Annotated in this window: 24 protein-coding genes; 17 read left to right on the top strand and 7 right to left on the bottom strand. The window is 48.4% G+C overall.

The window, feature by feature from the left end; translation table 11 throughout:
- Positions 1-214 precede the first annotated feature (214 nt).
- From recG to ACTQ16_RS00915, 3 genes are all read left to right on the top strand, one after another.
- Entirely contained in the window at positions 215-2,311 is a 2,097-nt protein-coding gene (gene recG / locus ACTQ16_RS00905) for an ATP-dependent DNA helicase RecG (protein ID WP_294969239.1), read from the top strand.
- Between the two features lie 90 nt (positions 2,312-2,401).
- Positions 2,402-2,734, top strand: coding sequence for a hypothetical protein (locus tag ACTQ16_RS00910; RefSeq protein ID WP_441935655.1), 333 nt, complete (start codon positions 2,402-2,404; stop codon positions 2,732-2,734).
- Between the two features lie 225 nt (positions 2,735-2,959).
- Positions 2,960-3,907, top strand: a complete 948-nt coding sequence (locus ACTQ16_RS00915; protein WP_294969236.1) for a M23 family metallopeptidase — start codon at positions 2,960-2,962, stop codon at positions 3,905-3,907.
- Positions 3,908-4,063: 156 nt separating this feature from the next.
- On the opposite strand, the gene rseP is transcribed toward ACTQ16_RS00915, so the two are convergent.
- From rseP to tsaB, 6 genes are all read right to left on the bottom strand, one after another.
- The gene (gene rseP, locus ACTQ16_RS00920) at positions 4,064-5,446 is read right to left on the bottom strand and encodes an RIP metalloprotease RseP (RefSeq protein WP_295347030.1); all 1,383 of its coding nucleotides are present in this window, start codon (positions 5,444-5,446) and stop codon (positions 4,064-4,066) included.
- Positions 5,447-5,548: 102 nt separating this feature from the next.
- The gene (locus ACTQ16_RS00925; RefSeq protein WP_441935860.1) at positions 5,549-6,709 is read right to left on the bottom strand and encodes a 1-deoxy-D-xylulose-5-phosphate reductoisomerase; all 1,161 of its coding nucleotides are present in this window, start codon (positions 6,707-6,709) and stop codon (positions 5,549-5,551) included.
- 11 nt (positions 6,710-6,720) lie between these two features.
- On the bottom strand, positions 6,721-7,242 hold the full coding sequence (gene rimM, locus ACTQ16_RS00930) for a ribosome maturation factor RimM (protein WP_294699896.1): 522 nt from the start codon (positions 7,240-7,242) through the stop codon (positions 6,721-6,723).
- A gap of 28 nt (positions 7,243-7,270) precedes the next feature.
- Positions 7,271-8,581, bottom strand: a complete 1,311-nt coding sequence (gene murA, locus ACTQ16_RS00935) for a UDP-N-acetylglucosamine 1-carboxyvinyltransferase (protein ID WP_295347029.1) — start codon at positions 8,579-8,581, stop codon at positions 7,271-7,273.
- A gap of 25 nt (positions 8,582-8,606) precedes the next feature.
- Positions 8,607-9,206: a DUF4290 domain-containing protein gene (locus ACTQ16_RS00940; protein ID WP_294969230.1), complete on the bottom strand. Its 600-nt coding sequence runs from the start codon at positions 9,204-9,206 to the stop codon at positions 8,607-8,609.
- Positions 9,207-9,262: 56 nt separating this feature from the next.
- Complete coding sequence (tsaB, locus tag ACTQ16_RS00945; RefSeq protein ID WP_153125618.1) at positions 9,263-9,955, bottom strand: tRNA (adenosine(37)-N6)-threonylcarbamoyltransferase complex dimerization subunit type 1 TsaB; 693 nt, start codon at positions 9,953-9,955, stop codon at positions 9,263-9,265.
- A 91-nt stretch (positions 9,956-10,046) separates the two neighbouring features.
- Between tsaB and ACTQ16_RS00950 the strand changes: the two genes are divergently transcribed.
- The 11 genes from ACTQ16_RS00950 to ACTQ16_RS01000 all read left to right on the top strand — a co-directional run bounded on the left by ACTQ16_RS00950 (position 10,047) and on the right by ACTQ16_RS01000 (position 21,398).
- On the top strand, positions 10,047-10,925 hold the full coding sequence (locus ACTQ16_RS00950; RefSeq protein ID WP_217760504.1) for a YicC/YloC family endoribonuclease: 879 nt from the start codon (positions 10,047-10,049) through the stop codon (positions 10,923-10,925).
- Positions 10,926-11,086: 161 nt separating this feature from the next.
- Complete coding sequence (gmk, locus tag ACTQ16_RS00955) at positions 11,087-11,662, top strand: guanylate kinase (RefSeq protein ID WP_441935657.1); 576 nt, start codon at positions 11,087-11,089, stop codon at positions 11,660-11,662.
- A gap of 175 nt (positions 11,663-11,837) precedes the next feature.
- Positions 11,838-12,425, top strand: coding sequence for a nicotinate (nicotinamide) nucleotide adenylyltransferase (gene nadD, locus ACTQ16_RS00960; RefSeq protein WP_294969222.1), 588 nt, complete (start codon positions 11,838-11,840; stop codon positions 12,423-12,425).
- 100 nt (positions 12,426-12,525) lie between these two features.
- The gene (locus ACTQ16_RS00965) at positions 12,526-14,436 is read left to right on the top strand and encodes a sulfatase-like hydrolase/transferase (protein WP_441935658.1); all 1,911 of its coding nucleotides are present in this window, start codon (positions 12,526-12,528) and stop codon (positions 14,434-14,436) included.
- Entirely contained in the window at positions 14,433-15,578 is a 1,146-nt protein-coding gene (locus ACTQ16_RS00970) for an acyltransferase family protein (protein WP_294969216.1), read from the top strand. Before ACTQ16_RS00965 ends, ACTQ16_RS00970 begins: the two co-directional genes overlap by 4 nt.
- A gap of 138 nt (positions 15,579-15,716) precedes the next feature.
- On the top strand, positions 15,717-16,721 hold the full coding sequence (locus tag ACTQ16_RS00975) for an acyltransferase family protein (protein WP_441935660.1): 1,005 nt from the start codon (positions 15,717-15,719) through the stop codon (positions 16,719-16,721).
- Between the two features lie 45 nt (positions 16,722-16,766).
- Entirely contained in the window at positions 16,767-17,639 is an 873-nt protein-coding gene (locus tag ACTQ16_RS00980; protein WP_441935862.1) for a decaprenyl-phosphate phosphoribosyltransferase, read from the top strand.
- A gap of 25 nt (positions 17,640-17,664) precedes the next feature.
- On the top strand, positions 17,665-18,306 hold the full coding sequence (locus ACTQ16_RS00985) for an HAD family hydrolase (protein WP_441935662.1): 642 nt from the start codon (positions 17,665-17,667) through the stop codon (positions 18,304-18,306).
- 102 nt (positions 18,307-18,408) lie between these two features.
- Entirely contained in the window at positions 18,409-19,419 is a 1,011-nt protein-coding gene (locus ACTQ16_RS00990) for an acyltransferase family protein (RefSeq protein ID WP_441935664.1), read from the top strand.
- Between the two features lie 20 nt (positions 19,420-19,439).
- Positions 19,440-19,880 (top strand): GtrA family protein, encoded by a 441-nt coding sequence (locus ACTQ16_RS00995; RefSeq protein WP_153125635.1) that lies wholly within the window; start codon positions 19,440-19,442, stop codon positions 19,878-19,880.
- Between the two features lie 30 nt (positions 19,881-19,910).
- Complete coding sequence (locus tag ACTQ16_RS01000) at positions 19,911-21,398, top strand: DUF6080 domain-containing protein (RefSeq protein WP_441935666.1); 1,488 nt, start codon at positions 19,911-19,913, stop codon at positions 21,396-21,398.
- 87 nt (positions 21,399-21,485) lie between these two features.
- Here ACTQ16_RS01000 and ACTQ16_RS01005 read toward each other — a convergent pair whose 3' ends face one another.
- A complete protein-coding gene (locus ACTQ16_RS01005; protein WP_294969199.1) occupies positions 21,486-22,511 on the bottom strand; it encodes a hemolysin activation protein in 1,026 nt (341 codons plus the stop codon).
- 182 nt (positions 22,512-22,693) lie between these two features.
- Here ACTQ16_RS01005 and ACTQ16_RS01010 point away from each other — a divergent pair, with 182 nt between their 5' ends.
- From ACTQ16_RS01010 to ACTQ16_RS01020, 3 genes are read left to right on the top strand one after another with little or no spacing between them, the layout of a single operon-like run.
- The gene (locus ACTQ16_RS01010; protein WP_441935668.1) at positions 22,694-24,052 is read left to right on the top strand and encodes a DUF6080 domain-containing protein; all 1,359 of its coding nucleotides are present in this window, start codon (positions 22,694-22,696) and stop codon (positions 24,050-24,052) included.
- A gap of 52 nt (positions 24,053-24,104) precedes the next feature.
- Positions 24,105-24,824: an IspD/TarI family cytidylyltransferase gene (locus tag ACTQ16_RS01015; RefSeq protein WP_117662268.1), complete on the top strand. Its 720-nt coding sequence runs from the start codon at positions 24,105-24,107 to the stop codon at positions 24,822-24,824.
- Positions 24,825-24,840: 16 nt separating this feature from the next.
- The gene (locus ACTQ16_RS01020; RefSeq protein ID WP_441935671.1) at positions 24,841-25,929 is read left to right on the top strand and encodes an NAD-dependent epimerase/dehydratase family protein; all 1,089 of its coding nucleotides are present in this window, start codon (positions 24,841-24,843) and stop codon (positions 25,927-25,929) included.
- Positions 25,930-25,941 lie beyond the last annotated feature (12 nt).

Consider the following 25,941-nt stretch of genomic DNA (forward strand, 5'->3'; position numbering starts at 1 on the left):
ACTAAAGGAGCATCAGTCTTTTTTGCATAGTTTTTAAGCAGCAAGACATACGTCTTAACTCCTTAACTTCCTTAACTCCTTTAACTTCCTGATATGCGAAAGCTCAGTTGTTTATAAGGTAAAGACGCAGAAATCCTTATTTTGTAACGCAATTATAAAAAAAATAAGTAAAACTTTTGGCAGTCTTGGCATAAAATAGTAATTTTGCAACAATATGAGTAGTATTTTAGATCAAGACATCATGTACCTGCCAGGCGTAGGTCCCAAGAAGAAAGAGATACTGAGCAAGGAACTCGGCATCAACTCTTACGGTGACCTGCTGGAATACTATCCATATAAGTATGTAGACCGCTCCAAGGTCTATCATATCAGCGAACTCACCTCTGAGATGCCTTACGTACAGATAAAAGGAAGGATTCTGAGCTACGAAGAAATAGATACCGGCAAGCGGAACAAGATGCTGGTGGCTCATTTCTCCGACGGCTTCGGCGTGGTAGACCTCACCTGGTTCCGTGGTGCACAATACATCATGAAAACCTATAAGGTGGGCACGGAATACCTCGTCTTCGGAAAGCCTACCGTCTTCAACGGCAGATTCCAGTTTACCCATCCCGACATGGACGATGCCACCCATCTTCAGATATCAGAGATGGGCATGCAGCCCTACTATTCGCTTACCGAAAACCTCAGGAAGCGCGGCTACAGCTCACGTTCCATCGAGAAGATGAGCAAACAGCTGGTCACCATCCTTCCTCCTCTTCCCGAAACACTGCCAAGCCATATCGTAGAGCGCCTGCATCTGGTTTCGCGAGATGCTGCCATCCGCATGATTCACTATCCGCATTCCCATCAGGAGATGCAGAAGGCTCAGGTGCGCCTCAAATTCGAGGAACTCTTCTATGTGCAGCTTAATATATTAAGGTATGCCAGCGACCAGCGACGCAAATACCGGGGCTATGTCTTCAACCGCATCGCCGACATCTTCAACGGCTTCTATGCCGACCATCTGCCCTTCGAACTGACGGGAGCGCAGAAACGGGTGATGCACGAAATCAGGGCCGACATGTGCAGCGGCAGACAGATGAACCGCCTCCTGCAGGGCGATGTAGGCTCGGGCAAGACGCTCGTGGCACTCATGACCATGCTCATCGCCCTGGACAACGGTTATCAGGCATGCATGATGGCACCTACAGAAATCCTTGCCGAGCAGCATCTCCAGACCATCCACTCTTTCCTGAAGGGCATGGACATCCGGGTAGAACTGCTGACGGGCATCGTGAAAGGAAAGAAAAGAGAAAAGATTCTTGCCGACCTCGCCACCGGCGATATCCAGATTCTGGTCGGCACCCATGCCGTACTGGAAGACCCCGTGGTGTTCCAGCGCCTGGGCATTGCCGTCATCGACGAGCAGCACCGCTTTGGTGTGGCACAGAGAGCGAAACTGTGGAGCAAGAGCGAGAATCCACCGCATATCCTCGTGATGACTGCCACCCCTATCCCGCGCACCCTCGCCATGACCATTTATGGCGACCTGGACGTGAGCGTCATCGACGAACTGCCACCGGGCAGAAAACCTATACAGACCCTGCATAAGTTTGATACCCAGCTCACCAGCCTCTACCAGAGCATCCGCCATCAGATTAATCTCGGCAGACAGGTATATATCGTCTTCCCGCTCATCAAGGAGAGCGAGAAGAGCGACCTGAAGAACCTGGAAGAAGGCTACGAGACGCTGAAACAGGCGTTTCCGGAATTCAAGCTGAGCAAGATTCATGGCAAGATGAAATCAGCCGAGAAGGAAGAGGAGATGGAGCTTTTCGTGAAGGGCGAGACGCAGATTCTCGTTGCCACCACCGTCATAGAGGTGGGCGTGAACGTGCCGAATGCCTCGGTGATGGTGATACTGGATGCCCAGCGCTTCGGTCTCTCCCAGCTGCATCAGCTGCGAGGCCGTGTGGGAAGAGGCTGCGACCAGAGTTACTGCATCCTCGTCACCAACTTCAAGCTTTCTGAGGAGACACGCAAGCGCATCGACATCATGTGTGATACCAACGACGGTTTCCGCATCGCCGAAGCCGATTTGAAGCTCCGTGGTCCCGGCGACCTGGAAGGTACGCAGCAGAGCGGCATGGCTTTCGACCTGAAGATAGCGAATATTGCCAGAGACGGCCAGCTGGTTCAGCTGGCACGCAATGAAGCCCAGGAAATCATCGACAACGACCCGCAATGCAATGCCCCTCAGAACGCCCTGCTCTGGAACCGCCTCAAGGAATTGAAGAAAACCCATATCAACTGGGCAGCCATCAGCTAAAGCGGCAATAAAAAAGGCGGTTTCAGCAATCACCCCCCGTTCCTGGCGATTCTATCGCCAGGCAAAAAACATTAAAAAACAAAAGCAATTATGGATAGAAGAAGAAAACCAGCCATCAGAGAACCTCGTCCGAAACTCACCATGGACGAGATGCGCGCTATCTTATCGGAATTGAAAGAAATAGAAAGCGTAACGGGCATCAGATACATTAAATTACATGTAACCGCCAAAATGATTATCGGCATCCGGGAATCATCGGGCAAGGAATTCACCATCAACCTGGATGACCTGTTCCGAGCCTATCAGGAATGCCTCAGATTTACCAGTCCGGAGGTAAAAAAGTATATTTTCATGGGACATTCCCCTGCCGTGGCATTGCTCAGAATCCTGCAAAAGCATGAAAACGAGCAGATTGACAATTAATTGCACCGAACCTTCATAACAAACGTTAAAAACTAGATTATCACGTTAAATATCGGGGAGTTGGCGTTAACAACCATTGTTTTTCGAGATTTTTTTGTTATATTTGCAACGTCTATATAACAAAATCGCAGATTAGGGTACTTGCCCTAGTGGTTTTTGCAGAATTTGGATTATGGATTCTGCGCTTATTGACATGGACCTAAAAAAGAAAATAGAAAAAGTAGTATGAGTTTTAAAAAAAGAATGAAAAAAATTTCGGTCGTTGCCTTGTTGGCGTTAACAGCTGTTCCCGTTTGCGGACAGGATCTGTTAGCAAGACAAGCTCCAGTAGACCACAGAATGAAAGCGCTTGACACGCTTGCTGTCTCGCACTATCGACTAGTGGAAGATAGAGAAAATCCTGCAGCAGAACTGTACGAGGACTTCTCTAACAAGTATGCCCATAAGGCAACAAAATTGCCAGAGCACTTCCGTATCGACCTTCGTCATTTCTGCATGCCAACTCCTAGTCGCGTTGTCACAAGTAACTTCGGTTACCGTGCTAGCTTTGGCCGCCAACATAAAGGTATGGACATCAAGGTTTATATTGGCGACTCAATCCGCTCAGCCTTTTCAGGCAGAGTTCGCATCGTAAGATATGAAGGTGGTGGTTACGGTCAGTACATCGTTATTCGTCACAACAACGGCTTGGAGACCATCTACGGGCACCTCTCAAAGCAGCTCGTTACTGAGGGCGAAGAAGTAAGAGCAGGAGATGTAATCGGCTTGGGTGGTAACACCGGTCGAAGCACAGGTTCTCACCTCCATTTCGAAACCCGTCTCTGTGGCGTGGCTTTGAACCCGGCACTCTTCTTCGATTTCCGCAACCAGGACGTCACTGGCGACTTCTACAATTTCAATCGCGATACCTACGAGAGCGAATATGCAGAGGCTAACGCTGCACGCGGCAAGATTGGAAACGGTGGATATACCAAGGAGCAGGTGAACGGTGGAGAGGTTGGAAGATATACCGCCAGTCCATCAGGAGAAAAGCTCTATCACAAGGTTAAGTATGGTGAAACGCTCATGAGCATCGCTGAGAAACGTGGTGTAAGCGTAGAGCAGATTTGCCGACTCAACGGTTACAAGAAGGATAAGAAGCTGACACCGGGACAGATTATCCGCTACTCATAATTAGGAAACTACAAGACACGAAATACGATAAATAGCAAACAAAATTTAAAATTAACAAAAACCGATTCATATAAAATACCAACAAAAAGGTCGCTACCGTCATGGCAGCGACCTTTATCTTTTCTATATTTTATCCACCTTAATTATATAAGGCATTTACATCAGGTGGAAGAATCTCAACACATCATTCAGGTTGGCTACAACGAGCAGGAGGAGGAGAATAGCGAAACCGACATACTCGGCACGCTCCATGAACTTATCGCCCGGCTTGCGGCCTGTAATGATTTCGTAAAGGAGGAAGAACACATGTCCGCCATCCAATGCCGGAATAGGAAGAATGTTCATGAACGCCAGAATAATGCTCAGGAAAGCGGTCATCATCCAGAAGGCGTGCCAATCCCACATAGAAGGGAACAAGCTGCCCAAGGCTCCGAAACCACCCAGACTCTTGGCACCTTCCTTGGTGAAGACATACTTCATATCGCCTACATAGCCCGACAATACATTCCAACCATACTTGATACCCGCAGGGAAACTCTGGAAGAAGCCGTAGCTGATATGGGTAACCTTGTAATCCAGGAGAACAGGATGATTATAGAAGCCAAACTTCACACCGTTCTCGGTAGACTGCAGCATGACATTGTTCTTCAATGTATCGCCAGACGCCTTGAGATAGGTTACCTGAGCTGTCAATGCCTTCACGCTGTCCTGATGAGAAGAGGTAGAGGCGAGAACATCATTGATGCGTCCCAGCTCCAACTGGAATTCATTGAAAGAATCCACCTTCTTGCCATTCAGAGCGAGAATCTTATCACCCTTTGCCAAACCCAGTTTGCTGGCAGGAGAATCCTTCATCACACTGTCAATCTGCAATGGCAGATAAACCTCTACGAAGCGAGGACTCTCCTTGATCATGCTGAGCATGTCGAGGTCGCCTGGCAGATTGAGACTCATCGGCTTGCCGCCACGGATGATATCTACACGAGTGGCTGTAGAAAGATCGCGATACATGTCGCCATCAAAGGTCTTGAAAGCTCCGAATTCAGTACCCACGAGAATATCATGGTCCTGGAAACCCAAAGCCTTTGCCTCGGTATTGAACTTCATTCCCTGAGTCATGTCCTTGGTAGCTACATAGTCTTCGCCCCAATGGAAAAGAATCATGGAATAGATGAAGAGAGCCAGTACGAAATTGACCAGCACACCGCCAATCATAATCAGCAGGCGCTGCCATGCCGGCTTGCTGCGGAATTCGAAAGGCTGCTCAGGCTGTTTCATCTGTTCAGTATCGAAACTCTCGTCTATCATACCCGAAATCTTACAATATCCTCCGAGAGGCAACCATCCCAAACCGTAAGTGGTATCCGAATTCTTTGGCTTGAACTCGAAGAGATGGAACCAAGGGTCGAAGAACAGATAGAACTTCTCTACTCTTACACCGAAGAGCTTGGAGAAGAAGAAGTGTCCGCCCTCGTGGAGCAACACCAAGATGGAAAGCGACAGCATCAGCTGCAACGCTTTGATCAAAAATACTTCCATTTATTTACTTTGAACTTTGAACTTGGAACTTTGAACTTTATGATGAGTCCTATATCCTGCGTTCATTTTAATTATTAATTATTAATTCTACATTATTAATTATTACTTGAGCATCAGCTCCGTTGCTATGCGGCGAGCCTCAGCATCCGTCTGCAGATAGACATCGAGATCTGGATTGCTGTCGAAGGTGGCCTTAGCCATCGTCTCCTCGATGATGTCTGCCATCTGGAGGAAGCCACATTCGCCTTTGCGGAAACCGGCATTCACAATCTCATTGGCTGCATTCACGATGCACGACATATTGCCACCCTTCCTGATAGCATCAAAGGCAAGCTGCAGGCACTTGAACTTCTTATAGTCAGGCTTGAAGAACTGCAAATCCTGCGTCTTGAAGAGGTCGAGACGCTCCCCATCGAGATGCAGACGCTGAGGGAACGAGAAGGCATACTGGATAGGCAGACGCATATCAGGCACGCCCAACTGAGCCTTCACGGCTCCATCGACAAACTGAACAGCACTATGAACAACACTCTGAGGATGGATGAGAACCTCTATCTTGTCGGCAGGAACGCCAAAAAGCCATTTCGCCTCCGTCACCTCGAAACCCTTGTTCATGAGCGAAGCCGAATCGATGGTAATCTTGGCTCCCATATCCCAGGTAGGATGCTTGAGGGCATCGGCTGCAGTAACCTTCTCCAACTGCTCGTGGGTATAATTACGGAACGGACCGCCCGAACAGGTCAGGAGAATCTTCTCTACCTCGTTGTCGCCCTCGCCCACCAGACTCTGGAAGATGGCGCTGTGTTCACTGTCTACCGGAAGGATAGGCACATGATATTCCTGGGCAAGATTACAAATCAACTCACCTGCCACCACGAGGGTTTCCTTGTTGGCAAGACAAATTTTCTTACGAGCCTTGATGGCATGGATAGTCGGCTCCAAGCCAGAAAAACCAACCATGGAAGCCAGCACCATATCGATAGGCTCTGCCTGTACTATGTCGCAAAGCGCCCGGGCACCTGCATAAACCTTGATATCTGGCTCATCGCTCAGCATATCCTGCAATTCCTCGTAGTGGTTCTCGTTGGCTATCACTACGGCAGCAGGGTGGAACTTATGTGCCTGCTCGGCAAGTTCCTTCACCCGGTTGTTGGCGGTAAGGCAATATACCTCGTAAAGGTCGCTATGCTGCTCGATGACATCGAGTGCCTGCGTGCCGATACTGCCGGTAGAACCGAGAATACATATCTGTTGTTTCTTCATCATTATATCATTTATAAGTCAAGCAATCCTTCCGGAATCGCCATTCTGATTTCCTTCTTTTCAGCATTCACCTCTTCGATGAGGTCGTTGCTGGCAGGGATGAGAATGTCATCACCTTCAGGAGTCGTCACTTCGAAAAGGAGGTTGAGGGTGGAATCATCAACACGATCCAGAGTACCTACCAACTTTCCGCTTACGGCATCTACCAGCTGAAAACCGATGATTTCTGCCCAGGTCATGTTCTCACCATCGCTATCTGAAAGGTGGCGTGGAAAGAAGACCTCGCGACCGGTATAGTTGCGAGCCTGCTCCTGGGTATCGATATCCTCAAATTTCACGAGTACATTCTCATCATTCTTGAAACGATACTCCTCTAAATAGAAAGGTACGAGGATGCCGTCGATGTCGAGCACCAGATACTCGGCATCCACACGGTCGAAAACATCATCGGTAATGGCAAAGGTTATCTCGCCCTTCACCCCATGAGGCTTTCCCAACTTACCTATCTTATATACTTCGTCACGTCTAATCATATTACTTGGAACTTTGAATTTTGAACACCTAGTCGCAGACACGGGTAATCTTGGCACCCAGCGCATTGAGGCGATGCTCGATATCCTCGTAACCACGGTCTATCTGAGCGATATTCTCGATACGGCTGGTACCGTTGGCACTCATGGCAGCAATCAGCAGGGCGATACCGGCACGAATATCCGGACTCGTCATCCTGCCAGCACGCAACTTGATTTTATGGTCATGACCTACCACCACGGCACGATGAGGATCGCAGAGGATAATCTGTGCACCCATATCTATCAGCTTATCTACGAAGAAGAGACGACTCTCGAACATCTTCTGATGGAAAAGCACACTGCCACGAGCCTGAGTAGCCACCACGAGGAGCACCGAAAGAAGGTCTGGCGTAAGTCCAGGCCATGGAGCATCGGCAAGCGTCATGATGGTACCGTCGATAAACGAATCTATCACATAATGCTTCTGCTCCGGAATGACAAGGTCATCGCCCTCTACCTTGATCTTCACACCGAGACGGCGGAAAGAATCAGGAATGATACCGAGATCCTTGACCGAAACGTCCTTGATGCGGATGCCGGCACCACACATGACAGCCATTCCGATAAACGAACCCACCTCGATCATATCGGGCAGGATGCGATGGCTGGCACCATGCAGCTTCTTGACGCCCACGATGGTAATCAGATTGCTGGCAATGCCACTGATCTGTGCTCCCATCGCATTGAGCAGATGGCAGAGCTGTTGGATATAAGGTTCGCAAGCCGCATTGTAAATGGTGGTGGTTCCCTCAGCAAGGACGGAAGCCATGATGATATTGGCTGTACCCGTCACGGAAGCCTCATCAAGCAACATATAGCAGCCCTTGAGCTTCTTTGCCTGAATCTGATACACATTGCGCTCCTCGTCATGGACGAAGGTTGCACCCAGATACTTGAAACCCAGGAAATGGGTATCGAGACGGCGACGACCAATCTTATCGCCACCCGGCTTGGCAATGGTAGCCTTGCCGCATCTTCCGAGCAGCGGACCAAACATGAGCACACTGCCACGAAGGGAAGAACATTTCTTCACAAACTCCAGACTTTCGAGATAGTCCAGATTCAGTTCGTCACTCTGGAAGGTATAGTCGTGACGGTTATGCTGAGTAACCTTTACACCTATTTCCTTGAGCAACTTGATGAGGTTGTTCACATCCAATATGTCCGGCACATTATTAATGCGCACAGGCTCATCGGTAAGGATGGTGGTACAGATTACCTCCAGCGCCTCGTTCTTGGCGCCCTGGGGATAGATGGTACCCTGGAGCGGATGTCCGCCCTCTATAATGAAAGACTCCATAGAATTCTATTTAATAATGTGTTACTTATTTTCTCTTTTTACCGTTATTATTATTGTAAGGCACATCACGGATAGGAGCAAACTTAAAGGTGCCCAGATCCAGCTGTATCTTACCATGAGTATAGCGGGCAAGGTCAGAAGCCACCTTCTCCTCATCAGCCGAGCCATGACTCCACTGCATCAGGTCGCGACGCATCTGATTGGCTGTCAATTCTACAAGCGCATCACGCTCTGCTCCCGGCTCCATATGCTCGAGTTGTTCAAACACACCGAACATCATGGCTCCGTAATGACGCACAGGAATGCGCTTCATCGGATAGTCCATAGGCTCTGGCTTCTTGGCAATCAGAGCAGCATGAGCTATATCGTAAGGATAGTCGATATCCAGCTGGAATCCGCTCATGATGGCAAGATGATCCCAGAACTTACGGTCTTTCTCTGCCTGCGTCATTCCCTCTGGGAACATACGTTTCATGATACTGATGATGGACTCAGCGCAACGCTGGCGCTCATTGCGGTCGGTGAGCGTCAGACAGTGATCCACCATCTTCTGGATTTCGCGGCCATATTCTGGCAGCACGAGTTTCTCCCGCTGTGTATTGTAATCTAATCCTTGTATATTCATATTCTTCTTCATCTAATTATTTTAATATAGTCAATGCGCTCATGGATGAGAGCCGCTTAAATTAATTTCTTCGGCATCTTGGCTACGAAGTCCTTGAGATAGAAAGGCACGAAATAGGCAACATCCTCAAACTTGCCTTCTACAAATCGCTTCTCAGCAAGCGGAGCCATGTTCTTTGCCAATGGTTCAATGCCCTCTACGAGGTGAGCGTTAGGATGATTGATGGTCTCCATACACTTGGCAGCACCATTGCCGAAGAAATACACATGATGCTGATCAAGGTATTCCTTGTAAGTATCAGCATCCACAATATCAGCCTGGATAGGGCGAACCACCTTCAAGGCGCGGTCGAGCACTTCGGCATATACCTCCATGCGACGGGCGTCGAGCATAGGTACGATGAGGGCGTCTTCATCTTCAGGATGTTCGCCTAGCAATACAGGCACAGCCATCAGTTCAAGGGTTGGAACTGCTATCAACTTCACGCCACGGCCATAGCAGATGCCCTTCGCCATACTCACGCCGATACGCAATCCGGTATAGGAGCCTGGACCACAACTTACAGCCACAGCCTCTAATGGAAGACCATGAGAATCGAGGAAATCCAAAGCCTCATCAACATACACACCCAACTTAACTGCATGGTTAGGACCTGAGTGATCTTCCTTGTTGAAAATCACCTGTCCACTATCACTAATTGCCACTGAGCACACGTCCGTACTCGTCTCAATATTCAAAATACACGACATAATTTAAAAATATATTCTTAAATAAGTTGCAAATATACGCATTTTCTCGCTTTTTTTTGTACTTTTGCAGAAATTTAACGCGAAAGATTATATGATACAGTCAATGACAGGCTTCGGAAAAGCTACCGCGGCCTACAAAACAAAGAAGATTAATGTAGAGATAAAGTCATTAAACAGCAAGACGCTTGACCTCTCTACACGTATAGCTCCGCTCTACAGAGAGAAGGAGATGGAAATTCGTCAGTACATCGCTAAGTCATTGGAAAGAGGAAAGATAGACTTCTCTATCTGGATAGAGAAGGATGCTGCCACCGATGCTACACCTATCAACGGTGCGCTTGTACAGAATTATTACCAGCAGATCAAGAAAATATCGGAAGAAACCGGTATTCCTGAGCCAACTGACTGGTACAACTGTCTGTTGCGTCTTCCTGATGTAACAACGAAGACAGAAGTCGAAGAATTGACAGAAGAGGAATGGGAGGTTGCCAAAAATGCAATTTGCGAGGCTGTGACCCATCTTCAGGACTTCCGCAAGCAGGAAGGAGCCGCTCTTCAGAAGAAATTTACCGAGAAAGTGGATAACATCCAGGCTCTCCTGGCTAGCATCGAACCATACGAGAAGGCTCGCGTGGAGAAGATCAGACAGAACATCGTTACCGGCTTGCAGCAGATTCCGAATGTAGATTATGACAAGAACCGACTGGAGCAGGAGCTTATCTACTATATCGAGAAGCTCGACATCAGCGAGGAGAAGCAGCGTCTTGCCAACCACCTGAAGTATTTCCGTGAGACCATGAACGAGGAAGGTCATGGCGTAGGAAAGAAACTCGGTTTCATCGCACAGGAAATGGGACGCGAAATCAACACCACCGGCTCCAAGAGCAACCAGGCAGAAATGCAGAACATCGTGGTGAAGATGAAGGACGAGCTGGAGCAGATCAAGGAACAGGTGCTGAATGCTCTCTAAAGAGAAAAGCTCTCCCCAAAAAGAGCCCCCCAAAAAGAGCCCCCAAAAAGAGCCCCCAAAAAAGAAAAGCTCTCCCCAAAAAGAGCTCCCAAAAAAGAGCCCCCGTTCCAGGCGATTCCATCGCCTGGCAAAAGAATGGCATATAAAAAGAAAAAGGAACAATGAAGAACGGATTATTAATTTTCAGTGCCCCATCGGGCAGTGGTAAGAGCACCATCGTCAACTGGTTGATGAAAGAACACCCAGAGTTGAAGTTGGCTTTCTCCATCAGTTGTACCTCTCGTGCTCCTCGTGGCACAGAGCAGAATGGTGTTGAATATTTCTTCCTCTCTCCTGAGGAGTTTAAGGCTAAGATAGAAGCTGATGAATTCCTGGAATACGAGGAGGTTTACCAGGACAGATTCTATGGCACCTTGAAGTCGCAGGTGGAAAACCAGCTTGCCAAGGGCGAGTCGGTAATCTTCGACGTTGACGTTAAAGGCGGTGTGAACATCAAAAATTTCTATGGCGACCGTGCCCTGAGCATCTTCGTACAGCCACCTTCGGTTGAGGAATTGCGCCGCCGCCTGGTGGGTCGTAATACTGATACCCCAGAGGTTATCGAACAGCGCCTTGCCAAAGCCAGCTATGAGCTGACCTTCGCTCCTCTGTTCGACCACGTCGTTGTCAACGATGACCTGGAGAAGGCTCAGCAAGAAGTTTATCAGCTCGTAAAAGCCTTTTTAGACGCAGAATAGCTAAAGCATAAGCAAAGAATAGCTAAAGCAAAAGCAAAGAATAGCTAAAGCAAAAGCAAAGAATAGCTAAAGCAAAGCCCGCTATCAGAAAGCAAAGCCCCCGTTCCAGGCGATTCCATCGCCTGTCCAAAAGGCAAATACAGCTCGCTTTGCTAATCATAAAGTTCAAAGTTCTATGTTCAAAGTTCAAAGTAAGAAAGTAGGAATCTTTGGCGGTAGCTTCAACCCCATCCATACCGGCCATATCGCATTGGCGAAAAGCCTGTGCGAGAAGGCGGGGCTGGACGAGGTGTGGTTTATGGTATCGCCTATGAACCCCTTTAAAAAGACGGCAACCGACTTGCTCGATGACCATCTGCGACTGGAAATGGTAGAGAAGGCACTGGAGAAGGAGCCTCAGCTCAAGACATGCGACTACGAGTTTCGCCTGCCCAAGCCATCCTATACCTGGCACACGCTTCAAGCCATCAGCCAGGAATTCACAGACATCGAGTTTACGCTGCTGATAGGTGGGGACAACTGGGCTGCCTTCGACAAGTGGTATCATCACGAAGATATCCTTGCCCACTACCCCATCGTTGTCTATCCCCGTCAGGGAAGCAGCGTGGGCGAAGTGCCTGAAGGCGTAACAATAGTAGCAACTCCATTGCTCAACATCAGCAGTACCGAGATACGGCAGCGCATCAAAGAAGGAAAGAGTATCAAGGGAATGGTACCGGAGAGCATCGAAGAACTGGTAAAAAGAAACTATAACACCCGATAAAAAAATAACATCCGGGTGTTTGGAAACTTCTGCCTTTTAAAAGCATATAACGTTTGCTTCAAAAAACTGTTTACAACATTTTAAACAACAATAGAAAGATATGAGTTGGAAAGAAATCATCAAGAAGTGTCTTAGTGTGGCATCTGCTCCTATTCGCAGAAATGCCAACTTCTTCGTGTTCATGTACTTACTGGGCACGATCAGTTCACTGGTGACCATACCGAAATATGGCTCATTGTACGACAATCTGTTTCTGGAACTCTTTGTCGACCTCTACCTCCTGTGTGCCATTCTTGCTATCTTCCCCAAGAAGGTACGCTTCTGTCTACGTATCGTGCTATACATTATATTATATAGCACCGCAGCCGCAGACACCTATTGCTTCGTGAATTTCGGTTCCACACTCAATCCTTCCATGCTGATGCTGGTGGGTGAAACCAACAGTGCAGAGGCGAGCAACTTCCTCTCAGCACTCATCTCTGCCGAAGTTCTCTTCAGCAGCGTAGGCTGGATCCTGCTCCTGGCTCTGATTCAGATACTCATCGCCATCTTCCGCAAGCCACTCATCAAGCTCTATGTCTTCCTCATCACCATACTCGAATTGGCTTCGCTCAAGAAACGGTTGATGGCCATTCCTCGTATGACCGCAGCCATGCCGGCAAGTTTCGGAATCCTCTGTATCGCTGTTTTCATCACCGGCTTGTGCACTTCATGGCACAACAAGACGGCTTTCCACAAGCTGATGTCGGGCAAAACCATCGGAGAGGTGGAGCACACCCTGACAGAGAAAGACCATGCCGTGCTCTATCTGCCTATCTACCGACTCGACTTCAGTATCTATGCCAACCAGCTGGCAGCGCATCAGATAACCCAGCTTATCCGTGCCGCACATACCGTAAAGGTGGACAGCTGCAGCTATCGCTCACCTAATATCGTGCTCATCATCGGCGAAAGCTACGGCAGACATCACTCGCAGCAATACGGCTATTTCATGGAGACGACTCCTAGACAGACAGCCCTGGAAAAGAGCCGGAAACTCACCAAATTCACCGATGTAGTAACCTGCTGGAACCTGACCAGCTTCGTATTCAAGAACATGCTCTCCACCCATGTGATAGGCAAGAAAGGAGAATGGTGCGACTATCCGCTCTTCCCGGAAGTGTTCAGAAAGGCTGGCTACAACGTTACCTTCATCACAAACGAATTCCTGCCGCAGGCTAAAGAAGCCGTCTATGACTTCAGCGGTGGCTTCTTCCTGAACAATCCGGAACTGAGCAAGCTGCAGTTTGACCATCGCAATACCCAGTTGCACGATCTTGACGACGGATTGCTGAAAGACTATGACGACAGTCTGAAGACATTCCAAAAGGAGCACAACCTCACCATCTTCCACCTGATGGGACAGCACGTGAACTACAAGCTGCGCTACCGCAAGGAACAAGCCAAGTTCTGGGCAAGCAGCTACGAGGAAAAGCGACCAGAGCTGACCACGGCACAGCGCAAGATGTTGAGCCATTACGACAATGCTACCCTCTACAACGACTCTATCGTGGCGCAGATCGTGAAACGATTCCAGAAGGAGGATGCCGTTGTCATCTATGTACCAGACCATGGCGAGGAATGCTATGAGGAGGACCGCGGCTTTATCTGCCGTAACCATTCAGCCAACATCGACTGGCCGCTGGCCCACTACGAATTCGAAATTCCTTTCTGGATATACTGTTCACCGAAGTATATCAGGAACCACCGCGACATCTACCGTCAGATACGCAAGGCAAAGGACAAGCGATTCATGACCGATGCCCTGCCTCACCTATTATTATATCTGGCTGGCATCGAGACGCCTACCTACAAGGAGGAATATAATATCCTGAGTCCGAAATACAACGAGATGCGACCACGTATCCTCAAGAATTCAGCCGACTACGACCAGCTGCGCGACGAGCATCTGGAAAAGGTAGAAAAGGAAAAAAGTAAAAAGGAAAAAAGCAAGAAAGGAGATAAGAAATGAAACAGTCGATATTAACAAGAGAAGCCTGCAATGCACTGAGAGGACTTGCCATCATCGGCATCTTCCTGCACAATTACTGTCATTGGCTAGGTCCTATCGTCAAGGAGAACGAATATCAGTATATCCAGCACAACGTAGACTGGCTGGCTCAGGTTATCGTCAATCCCGACTTTAACCTGCCTATCCACCTGCTCTCGTTCTTCGGTCATTACGGAGTGCCGGTATTCCTCTTCCTGAGTGCCTACGGACTGGTGATGAAATATGAGGCAAAACCCCACCTCTCAGCAGAACAGGAAGCACAGATATATCATATCTCTGGTGAGAAATCGGCTTGGCGCATCAACTGGCGCGAGCCGCTGCGCTTCGTGCGCTATCATTATCTGAAACTCTTCAAGATGATGATAACCGGTTTTGCAGCATTCACCATGCTCGACCTCATCACGCCGGGCTCTCATCACTATGCAGCGCTCGACATTGTGGCAATGCTGGGCATGTTCAACAATGTATTGCCAAACCCAGACAACATCATCTGGCCGGGACCATACTGGTTCTTCGGACTGATGCTGCAGCTCTACATCGTATACCGCCTCTTCATCTATCGCCGTCACTGGGGATGGACGGTGGCGCTGATGGCAATCTGCATCGGCATTCAGCTAGCCTTGGGATTCGACAATCCGGAGAGTGAAGCGATGAACCGCTACCGCTACAACTTCATGGGAGGCATGCTGCCATTCGGACTCGGCATCCTCTATGCACGTTATGGCGAGAAGATATTGATGACCTTCCATTCTCCAGTTACCAATTTCTTTGGCATCATCTTCAGCATCTCGCTCATCTACAGTCTGAGCGGAAGCATGCTGGGCTGGACCTTCGTTCCCTTCTTCATCTGTCTGCTGAGCGTACTGCTTGCTGAACTCCTGCAGGACATCAACTGGCTGAAGGGCACTTACAAGGTATTGGCATGGATGGGCAGCATCTCAGGTGCCCTCTTCGTCATTCATCCGGTAGCCCGCAAAATCTTCATCCCTATCAGTCGCCGTGGCGACATCTATGCCGGTCTGCTGCTCTACATCATAGCCAGCGTTTGTCTGGCATGGCTGTTTACCCAACTGATGAAGAAGATTCCAAATCCAAAGTATTGAGAGTGAAGAACGAAGAGTGAAGAGTGAAGAATTCAATAGCTATTGAAACTCACCCTTCGTTTTTCACCTCCATAACAAAAAACAAACAAGAAGACAAGAGAATTCTTCACTCTTCGTTCTTCACTCTTCACTTAGCTTATGAAGATAAAAGATATAGAACTGGCGAATATCAGCAGATTTCGTGGCGAACTGATGGGAGCGGCGATGCTCTTCATCATCCTGTTCCATGTAGCACTACCTAGAGAGGATGCCTTTTTCGGGCTTCGCAGAATGGGTAATGTGGGAGTAGATATGTTCTTATTCCTCAGCGGAATAGGACTGTGGTTCTCGTGGATGAAGACTCCTTCTGCAAGGCATTTCTTCATCCGCCGCTATCTGCGCATCTATCCCACCTGGCTCATCATCGCTTGTCTCTTCTATATTCCTGGCTTTCACGGCGGAAGCACCTGGAATTGGGTCAATCTCTTTGGCGAGATAACCATCAACTGGGGATTCTGGCTGCACGACGAGCTTAACTTCTGGTATATTCCTGCCACGATGATGCTCTATCTCTTTGCCCCAGCCTACATGGAACTCATCAAACGGCATCCTATCTACCGATGGCTGCCGGTGGTGATGATTATGTGGTGCATCCTGGTACAATATGTCACCCCGATACATCAGGCTGTGGGACATCTGGAGATATTCTGGAGCCGCGTGCCTATCTTCTTCATCGGCATCAATATGGGTGAGATGGTAAGACAGAAGCAGACACTCGACGGAGCCTCGATATGGATGATATGGCTGATGTTCCTGATGACGCTGCTGGCAAGTATCTTCCTGGAGCAGGAGAAACATGGCATGTTCCCGCTCTTCCTGGAGCGAATGCTCTATATCCCGCTCACCATCACGAGTATCCTGCTGCTCAACCGCATCTTCCGCCGTACGCCCCACTGGTTCAACCGCGGTTTCATGCTGGTAGGAGCACTGAGCCTGGAATGTTATCTCATCCACATCCACTTCGTACTCAAATATATAGAACCTTATCATCTGGGCTATTGGCCAACCTTCCTTGCCTGCATAGCAATCACCCTGCCTGCAGCATGGATATTGAGCAAGATAGCAGGATGGATTTCTAATGAATTAGCTAAGATTATCAAGTAAAAAGGAGTTTTTATGAACGAGAATAAAATGAAAGACAGCAAAGGAATGGCTGCCTTAATGCGACTGATTCGCCCAAAACAATGGATCAAGAACGGATTCATCTTCGTACCGCTGTTCTTTGGCGGTGCCCTGTTCCATATCGATGCTTTGCTGGCTGGACTGATTACCTTCTTCGCCTACAGCTTTGCTGCATCGAGCATCTACTGCTTCAACGACATCTTTGATGTAGAGGCCGACCGCCGTCACCCCGTGAAGTGCCACCGCCCGATTGCATCAGGAGCGGTAAGCATCAGGCAGGCATACGGTCTGATGTTTCTCATGCTGGCACTCTCCTTGGGTACATGCTGTCTGCTGGAATCATGGGAAATCATGGGCATCATCGCCTTCTATTGGCTCTTAAACCTCTGCTACTGCGCCAAGCTCAAGCAGTATGCCATCATCGATGTCTGTATCGTAGCCTTCGGTTTCGTACTCCGCCTGCTGGCAGGTGGTGTGGCTACCCATATCATGCTGAGTAAGTGGATTGTGCTGATGACCTTCCTCATCACCCTCTTCATGAGTTTTGCCAAGCGCCGCGACGATGTATTGCGCATGGAAAAGACGGGCGAGGCTCCCCGCAAGAACACCAGCCGCTATAACCTCACCTTCATCAACCAGGCAATTACCATTACCGCCTCGGTTACCCTGGTATGCTACATCATGTATACGGTGAGTCCTGAGGTTATCGAGAATTTCCATACTGATTATCTCTATCTTACCAGTGTATTCGTATTGGTGGGTTTGCTGAGATACATCCAGATAGCAGTGGTAGACCAGAAGAGCGGCGACCCTACGAAGATTATCCTGCGCGACAGGATTACCCAGTTTATCGTCCTTGCCTGGCTGCTCTCCTTCCTCATCCTTATCTATATCGTATAAGATTAATCCAAAAGAAGAACAAGAAATGAAGAAGAAAATATACTGTTTCGATTTCGACGGAACACTGACAACAAGCGATACCTTGCTGGAATTCATCAAGTATGCCAAGGGAACCAGCCGTTTCCTGATGGTTTTTCTGATGTACAGCCCGCTCCTGGTGCTGATGAAACTGCATCTCTTTCCCAACTGGAAGGCGAAGCAACTCATCTTTGCTCACCTCTTTGCCGGCATGCGCATCGAGAAGTTTGATGCGCTCTGCTGTGGCTTCGCTGAAGAAAGCCAGCATCTGCTTCGTCCTAAGGGCATCACCCTGGTACATGAAGCATTGGCGGCTGGGGCAAAGGTCTTCATCGTAAGTGCCAGCATCGACAACTGGGTGCGCCCCTTCTTTGAGATTCGGAATCTGAAAGGCGTTCAGGTGCTTGGTACACAGATAGAAGTTGTAGAAGGCAAACTGACGGGCCGCTTCAAGAGCAACAACTGTTATGGAGCAGAAAAAGTATGCCGAATCACGGAAGCCCTTTCTGCATCACAAACAGCAGATACCGGCGACAAGACAATTCTCGACCGTTCTCTCTATGAGATAGAAGCCTTCGGCGACAGCCGTGGCGATAAGGAGATGCTTGCCTTCGCAGACCAGGGGCACTACAAGCCTTTCAGAGAATAAACCATCCAGTGAATAAACCTTTCAGAGAATAATCACTCCCGGAAGAAGTCTTCCAGAAAGATAAGTCACAGATATAGAAACATATAAATCAGAAGGAACCAGATGAAAAGAAATACCGATCTCGATTTCATTCGAGCCATCCTCATTATCCTCATGATATTGATTCATATCGTGAGTTTCGGCAACGCATATCCCCAGCTCAAGGCAGGCATCCTGTCATTCATGATGCCTACCTTCCTCATCATCACGGGCTATCTCGTGAACATCGAGAAGACCGGCAGGCAGATGGGAAACTATCTGAAATGCCTCGCCCTGCCTTATGTCATCATGGTGACAGGATTCTCAGTCCTCTCCTATTATATGCCGGTGAGAGATGGCATCACAGAGCTCTCCCTCTCCCAGATATGCGAGAAAATCTTCGTCACTTCCATCGGTCCCTATTGGTTTATCCAGACCATGATTATCTGCGGAACGCTCTATTATTTCTGCTTCCGTGGAAGGAATTGGAATGATTTACGCAAGAATTATACGAAAAGAGATACCTATGCCAGCCTTTTCGTCTTCGCACTTACGCTGCTCCTGATATCAGAAACTCCAGCCCTATCGGCAAGTGCAGCAGCCTATTATTTCATCGGCGTGATCATCCGACAGAGCAAGACGGAGTGGAACAAGCTGTTCCGCCACGAGTCCTTCGCCATCATCCTGTGGATTTATCTGCTCAACCACGATGACTGGTACGACTGGGGCAACCTGGCCATCGTTTTCTCCTGCTGGTGCTGCATCAGCACCCTGCTGTTCCTGCAACACCTGCTCGATGCTCCCGAACGCTTCAAGGATTTCAGTCCAATGATAGAAAAAGCGGCAAAGGTGACCAACAGAATCAAGAACACCTTATTATATATAGGTCGCAACACGCTGCCTATCTACCTCTTCCACCCCATCTTTACGATGGCTGCGAAGTTCTACCATCCCCTCTTTGCCTGGGATCCGAGCGAGATTTCGTTTGCTCTCTTCACCGTGATACTCGCCATCCTGGGAAGTATCGCCATTGCCAGAATCATGGAAAAGACCAAACTGGCTTACCTCTTCGGAAAGGGAAAGATATTAAGATAAATCAATAAAAGGATAGAACCATGAATATCAAGAAAAAAATAAACGATATGGATGATGCCAAGCGGGAAAAGCTGGGCGAAGTAGTGCGCTTTGGCATTGTGGGCGGACTAGCCACCATACTGCAATACGTCATCTACCTTGCCATGATGCCAGCCCTGGCTCATTTCATTCCGCAGATAGGCGACCATACCCTGGCAACTACCGCCAATACCATCGCCTACCTGGTGAGTTTCATCTTCAACTTCATCGCCAGCACGCGCTATACCTTCAAGGTGAAAGCGAATGCCAAGCGGGGAGCAGGATTCACCTTGTCGCACATCGTCAACTATTCGATGCAGACCCTCTGCCTGAATGTCTTCGTAGGGCTGGGACTCGCCAAACAATGGGCAATGATTCCTACGCTCTGCATCTGCATCCCAGTCAACTTCCTCCTGGTGAGGTTCTTTCTCAAAAAGAAATAGAAATAAAAGATTTATCATAGCAAAACCAATATGAGAAAAGTTTTCGATATATTCAAGATTAGAAAAGAAGAAAGATGGCTGGCACTCGTCATTTTCCTGATGCTTGCCGTCCTCAACAGCTTCGTTATTGCCCGATACGCTGGGGCTTTCACACAGATAACCGATGATTACTACAAGAATTTCATCCGCCACTTCTGCGTATCAGGCTTCGACCCGCTGACTTACTGGGTATTGAGCGACTGGAGTGCGGCATATAATGTATACCGCCATCCATTGCTGGCAGCCTATATGTACGTTCCCTATCTGCTGAATATGGGACTGATGAAGCTGACAGGCTACAACTGTGCCCTCTTCATCGCCATCGCCATTCAGATATTCTGCGGCTTCTATGCCATGATATTCCTCTATCGTAGCTTCCGTGAGGTCGTAGAATTGGGACAGAAAGTTTCCCGGATGCTCACCCTGCTCTTCTTTTCCTTCGGATTCGTCATGGTCACCACCATCGTTCCCGACCACTTTGTCATCTCGATGATGCTGCTAATTCTGGCACTTTATATCTCCGGCAAGAGAATGAAGAGTCATCATCAGTTCAAGATCTGGCAGAGCATCCTCTACTTCCTGCTCACCGCAGGAACCTCGCTCAACAACGGTTTGAAGATTTTCCTCTCTTCCTTCTTCGTTAACGGCAAGGCGTTCTTCCGGCCTAAGCACCTTCTGCTGGCAGTCGTCTTACCCGCAGGACTGCTCTGGGGATTCTGTCAATGGGAATACCGCACACTGGTATGGCCGCAGGAAATGGCGAAGAAAGAGGCGAAAGCCAAGAAGTTGGCGGCAAGAAAGGAAAAACAGCAACGTGCAGCCAAACTGAAGCAGCTGACGGATTCGCTCGTTCAGGATTCCATCCAGCGAGGACTCAAGATTATCACGCCTGAGGAAATCGCACAGAAAGCCAAGAACGACAGCATACAGAAAGCAAAACAGCTGGCAAAGGAAGAGGCTAAGAAGAAAAAAGGACCAAAGAAGGGAGCACCGATGAAGAAGGTGGGATTTCTGAGCTGGACCGATGTCACTACCTCCAGAAGCCAGGCGCTCATCGAAAACTTCTTCGGTGAAAGCATCCAGTTGCACGAAGATTATCTGCTGGAAGATGAATTGAGAAACAACTGTGCCCGTCCGATGTTTGTACCTTATCGCCATTGGTGGAACTATGCAGCAGAAGCCATCCTGCTATTGCTGTTTGCCGGAGGTATCTGGGCTGGCAGAAAGCACAGGTTCCTGTGGCTTGCCCTTTCCTATTTTGCACTCGACCTGTTTCTGCACATCGGATTGGGATTCGGACTGAACGAAGTATATATCATGACGGCACATTGGATCTATGTCTTGCCAATAGCCATGGCATATCTCTGCAAGTCAGCCCAAGGCAGATTCCGCAAGGGCATCATCACCACCATCGGCATCCTGACCGTCTATCTCATCCTATACAATGGTTCTCTGATTTTCAGATATTTCTGTCTGTAAACAAGAAACGCCCTGTAAAGGCAAAAACTTTAAAACTAAACGTTAATGATGCTTTTGCTCTTACAGGGCGTTTTTTTATACTTTCATTTAAACATGCTTTTCCGTTCCCATCCATTTTCCCAACCGTTTCCGGATGGCTTTCAGGATGATGGAGAAATTGCCGTATCGCAGATTCAGGAAGAGTTCTTCCAGCGAACGGCCTATCTTAATCCACGGATGGCCCCAGCAATTAATTTTGTAGAGACGTTCCTTATACTCAACATCTTCCAGGATATAACGGGGATGCTTGAGCGGGAACTCCAATTCATGGCGCTTCATCATGAAAATCCTGCGATAAGCCTTCGGCGTGGTCTTCATGCTACCCGAAAAATGGGTAGACTCATCAGACAAGCCAAGATTATTAATCAGATTCTTTGCCGGCATAATCGCCATACCCGAACTCAGCAGCATGGCAGACCAGAACAGACTTTCGAAATACTGCTTGCCTGAGGCGCGATGGTCCTGCATCATCCGGATTAGATCAGAACGCAGCTTTCTGCTCTTGGCAAACGACTCCAGTTCCCGCATGGTATAAGCATCATCCAGGAAAGCATACTGCTCATCGCGCTTATCGAAAACACGACGCCACGAAGCCCAACCCCAGATGGCAAATACCGAAGTAAAGAAATAACTGTTGGGACAATAAGCGGTAATCTCGTCCTCATTGAATCCTGCAATCATGGAGATACGCTCATCGTGCTCATACCGGTCGAGCATTTCCTTGCAGAAAGGAAAAAACGACTGAGACGGTACACAGTCATCTTCCAGGACGATGCACTTGTCAACCATCGAGAAAGCCCATTTCTGCGAGAGATGTCCCGAAGGGTCACATCCCTGGTTCTTGGTCTGATAAGAACGATGCACCTCACATTCCCAGTCGATATTCTCATCCGACGCAATCTGGCGGCATGCCTCAATGCCAGGCACATCCCGCTCTCCCCTAGCTCCGTCCTGATAGAGGAACAGCTTGGCAGGACGAGCCTTCCTTACCTCGTCGAAAACTTTCTGGAAATGATCCGGGCGATTGAAGAACAGCATCAATACAGCCACATCTATCTTAGCAGGTTGTTTCATATATATTACTTGTTTACAAAATTAGCCAACTCTAGAAACTATATTCTCTGCAAAGATAACGCAAAAAGGAGACAATGCCAAATAAAACTGCCCCAAAAACAAGCCAAGATGCAATATTTCCCATTTTTTCTTCCTACAATCAATTTTTTACACTAACTTTGCAGGCAAATAAGAAAAGAAGAATGAAGAATATTTTTAAAATCAAGAAAGAAGAAAGGATACCGACCCTCGTGGCTTTACTGGTATTCGTACTGCTCAACGGGTTGTTCTTCTACAAATACGGCAACCTTTTCCTCAGAGCGCACCACGTCAGCTTCTGGCAGTTGTTCGCCAAGACCTTCCATGTATCCGGCTTTGATGCATGGTCGTACATCTTTATGTCGAATGGCAAACTCTATTTCGAGATTCCGCGCCATCCGCTCTTTGCTGTCATCCTTTATCCCTTCTATCTCATCAACAAGGAACTGATATCTTCGGGCGATACCAACTATGCGATGATATTCATGGCTATCCTGCTCATTGCAAGCGCCTTCTATTCCTTCATCTTCGTATATCGCATCTTCCGGGAAATCATAGAACTGAAGAAGAAAGACTGCATTCTTTTCTCCACCATGCTCTATTCCTTCGGTATGGTGATGGTTTCCATGCTGGTACCCGACCACTTCTGCTGGTCGCTCCTCATGCTGACCATGACGCTGTATCTGGCAGGCATGGCGATGAAGGAAAGACGCCAACTGTCTGCCTGGACCATCGGCATCCTCAGTTTCCTGACCGGAGGAGTCACCCTCAGCAACATTGCCAAGACCTATCTGGCAGCCTGGTTTACCAACGGCAGGAAGGTCTTCGCCCCTAAGAATCTCGTGGCTATGATTCTGCCAGCCATCCTGCTGGTAACTACAGCCTATCTTATCTATACAGAGGTAAGGGAACCTCAGTTTCATGTAGATAAGCAGATTGAGGTAAAGACACATGCGAAGGATCCGGAACAGCAGCGAAAGGATTCCATCCATCATGCATGGGTTCTGGCTCATACAGGAGAACCGATGAAGAAGGAAGGATTCTGGAAATGGACCGATACGTCAACTTCCAGGACAGATGCCCTGATTCACAACATGATGGGAGAATCCATCCAGCTCCACGACTCTTATCTCCTGGACGATATGTGCGTAAACCGACCTACCATCGTGAAGTATAACTACACATTCAATTATGTCATCGAAGCCATCATCTCGCTGCTGTTCCTCATCAGCATCGTGGTTGGCATCCGACATAAGTTCTTCCTCATGGTACTGAGTTGGCTGGGATTAGACATCGTCATCCACTTCGTTATGGGATTCGGACTAAACGAGATGTATATCATGGCTTGCCACTGGATATTCATCATTCCTATTGCCATCGCCTATCTGATGAAGTCACTCACACCGGGCAAACAGATTATCCTGAGATATTTCTGCTGGTTACTCACCCTGTATCTCTGGGCATGGAATGGCTACTGGCTGATCTCTTACATGTCAGACCAGGCAACCCAGATCATGAAATAAGCGGCTCTAAAAAGCCACATTCTTTATAATAACTCTCTAAAAAAGGAATCTTATGAACATAGCAGTCATCTTTGCAGGAGGCTCAGGCCTCAGAATGCACACCAAGTCAAGACCTAAGCAGTTCCTGGAACTGAACGGCAAACCTATCATCATCTATACTTTGGAATTGTTTGACAATCATCCGGAGATAGACGGAATCGTCGTAGCCTGCATCGAATCATGGATTCCTTTCCTGGAGAAGATGATACGCAAGTTCGAAATCAGCAAGGTAGTGAAGATTGTTCCTGGCGGCAACAGCGGACAGGACTCCATCTATCACGGACTCTGTGCTGCCGAGGAGTTTGCCGACGGCAAGGATGCCAACGTGCTCATTCATGACGGCGTACGCCCACTCATCACCGAGGAAACCATTACAGACAATATCCGAAAGGTGGAAGAATGCGGCTCCTGCATCACCTGTATACCAGCCACAGAGACTTTCATCGTAAAACAGGAAGACAACTCGCTGGAAATTCCGGAACGAGACAATTCTCTGATTGCCAGAGCACCACAGAGTTTCCGACTGAAAGATATCCTCTCTTCACACCGCAAGGCGATTGAAGAAGGCAGGCACAACTTTATTGATTCCTGTACGATGATGAGCCATTACGGCTATAAACTCGGTACCATCATCGGTCCGATGGAGAACATTAAGATTACAACGCCAACCGATTTCTTCGTGTTCCGTGCCATGGTAACAGTACACGAGAACCAGCAGATTTTCGGTTTCTGATAAAGATAGAGAAGAAATGAAACATAACGAAATAGAACTGGAAGACTGGAAAGACTTTGCCAAAAGCTTTCCGCTTTACGAACAACTGAGAAACAAGACCATCGGCATTACGGGAGCTACGGGCTTGCTGGGCTCCTGCATGGTTCATTGTCTGGAAGAACTAGACAGACAGCACGGACTAAACCTGACCATCGTCTGCTTCGTAAGAAACGAAGAAAAGGCGCAGCAGGTACTGGGTCATCCTCAGGAAGAAGCCCATTCAGGAGAAGCTCTGGGCAAGAGCATCATTATCCAGAAGCATGATTTCAGCAAGGCAGAGGAGATGCCACAGGAGATTCACATCGATTATCTGGTGCATTTTGCCAGTCCTACGGCTTCACAATACTTTGTCAGCAAACCGGTAGAAACCATGATGACCGATTTCGACGGCACGGCCCAGCTCCTGCGTTTCGCCCTCCGCCAGAACACCGGCTCTATCGTCAATGTTTCATCCCTGGAGGTATATGGAAGCATCTATGATGATTCCCATCCGCTCAGCGAGGAAGAGCAGGGATACATCCATCTTTCAGATACCCGCAGCAGCTATCCCGTAGCCAAGAGAGCAGCCGAATGTCTATGCCATGCCTATGCCCGCGAATATGGGGTGCACGTCAAGACAGCCCGCCTCGCCCAGACCTTCGGAGCAGGCGTTACGGCAGATGACAACCGCGTCTTCGCACAGTTTGCCCGCAACATCATTGCCGGAGAAGACATCGTTCTCCATACCACCGGTGAACTGAGCCGCTGCTATTGCTATACGATTGATGCTATCGAGGCGATCCTTTTCATCCTGCTGAAGGGTGAAGACGGTGAGGCCTACAATGTTGCCAACGAGTCAACCTACATTTCCATCATCGATATGGCGAAGTTCCTCTGCAAGACTTTCAATCCCGACATACAGCCGGTCATCCAGCTGAAGGAAGGCATGGGCTATTCTCCGATGACCCGGCTTCGTCTGTCCTGCAGCAAGGTGCATCAACTCGGCTGGACGCCAAGATACGACATGGAAACCATGTTCCAGCGTCTCATCAATTCCCTGAAAGCATCAGCAGCAGCTTCTCATTAAAACATCAAAAGC

It is taken from the genome of Prevotella sp. LCP21S3_D2 (assembly GCF_052118345.1).
Taxonomy (GTDB): Bacteria; Bacteroidota; Bacteroidia; order Bacteroidales; family Bacteroidaceae; genus Prevotella.

Coding starts and splice junctions, on each gene's coding strand:
- recG (WP_294969239.1), top strand. CDS start 215: ATGAGTAGTATTTTAGATCAAGACATCATGTACCTGCCAGGCGTAGGT.
- ACTQ16_RS00910 (WP_441935655.1), top strand. CDS start 2,402: ATGGATAGAAGAAGAAAACCAGCCATCAGAGAACCTCGTCCGAAACTC.
- ACTQ16_RS00915 (WP_294969236.1), top strand. CDS start 2,960: ATGAGTTTTAAAAAAAGAATGAAAAAAATTTCGGTCGTTGCCTTGTTG.
- rseP (WP_295347030.1), bottom strand. CDS start 5,446: ATGGAAGTATTTTTGATCAAAGCGTTGCAGCTGATGCTGTCGCTTTCC.
- ACTQ16_RS00925 (WP_441935860.1), bottom strand. CDS start 6,709: ATGAAGAAACAACAGATATGTATTCTCGGTTCTACCGGCAGTATCGGC.
- rimM (WP_294699896.1), bottom strand. CDS start 7,242: ATGATTAGACGTGACGAAGTATATAAGATAGGTAAGTTGGGAAAGCCT.
- murA (WP_295347029.1), bottom strand. CDS start 8,581: ATGGAGTCTTTCATTATAGAGGGCGGACATCCGCTCCAGGGTACCATC.
- ACTQ16_RS00940 (WP_294969230.1), bottom strand. CDS start 9,206: ATGAATATACAAGGATTAGATTACAATACACAGCGGGAGAAACTCGTG.
- tsaB (WP_153125618.1), bottom strand. CDS start 9,955: ATGTCGTGTATTTTGAATATTGAGACGAGTACGGACGTGTGCTCAGTG.
- ACTQ16_RS00950 (WP_217760504.1), top strand. CDS start 10,047: ATGATACAGTCAATGACAGGCTTCGGAAAAGCTACCGCGGCCTACAAA.
- gmk (WP_441935657.1), top strand. CDS start 11,087: ATGAAGAACGGATTATTAATTTTCAGTGCCCCATCGGGCAGTGGTAAG.
- nadD (WP_294969222.1), top strand. CDS start 11,838: ATGTTCAAAGTTCAAAGTAAGAAAGTAGGAATCTTTGGCGGTAGCTTC.
- ACTQ16_RS00965 (WP_441935658.1), top strand. CDS start 12,526: ATGAGTTGGAAAGAAATCATCAAGAAGTGTCTTAGTGTGGCATCTGCT.
- ACTQ16_RS00970 (WP_294969216.1), top strand. CDS start 14,433: ATGAAACAGTCGATATTAACAAGAGAAGCCTGCAATGCACTGAGAGGA.
- ACTQ16_RS00975 (WP_441935660.1), top strand. CDS start 15,717: ATGAAGATAAAAGATATAGAACTGGCGAATATCAGCAGATTTCGTGGC.
- ACTQ16_RS00980 (WP_441935862.1), top strand. CDS start 16,767: ATGGCTGCCTTAATGCGACTGATTCGCCCAAAACAATGGATCAAGAAC.
- ACTQ16_RS00985 (WP_441935662.1), top strand. CDS start 17,665: ATGAAGAAGAAAATATACTGTTTCGATTTCGACGGAACACTGACAACA.
- ACTQ16_RS00990 (WP_441935664.1), top strand. CDS start 18,409: ATGAAAAGAAATACCGATCTCGATTTCATTCGAGCCATCCTCATTATC.
- ACTQ16_RS00995 (WP_153125635.1), top strand. CDS start 19,440: ATGAATATCAAGAAAAAAATAAACGATATGGATGATGCCAAGCGGGAA.
- ACTQ16_RS01000 (WP_441935666.1), top strand. CDS start 19,911: ATGAGAAAAGTTTTCGATATATTCAAGATTAGAAAAGAAGAAAGATGG.
- ACTQ16_RS01005 (WP_294969199.1), bottom strand. CDS start 22,511: ATGAAACAACCTGCTAAGATAGATGTGGCTGTATTGATGCTGTTCTTC.
- ACTQ16_RS01010 (WP_441935668.1), top strand. CDS start 22,694: ATGAAGAATATTTTTAAAATCAAGAAAGAAGAAAGGATACCGACCCTC.
- ACTQ16_RS01015 (WP_117662268.1), top strand. CDS start 24,105: ATGAACATAGCAGTCATCTTTGCAGGAGGCTCAGGCCTCAGAATGCAC.
- ACTQ16_RS01020 (WP_441935671.1), top strand. CDS start 24,841: ATGAAACATAACGAAATAGAACTGGAAGACTGGAAAGACTTTGCCAAA.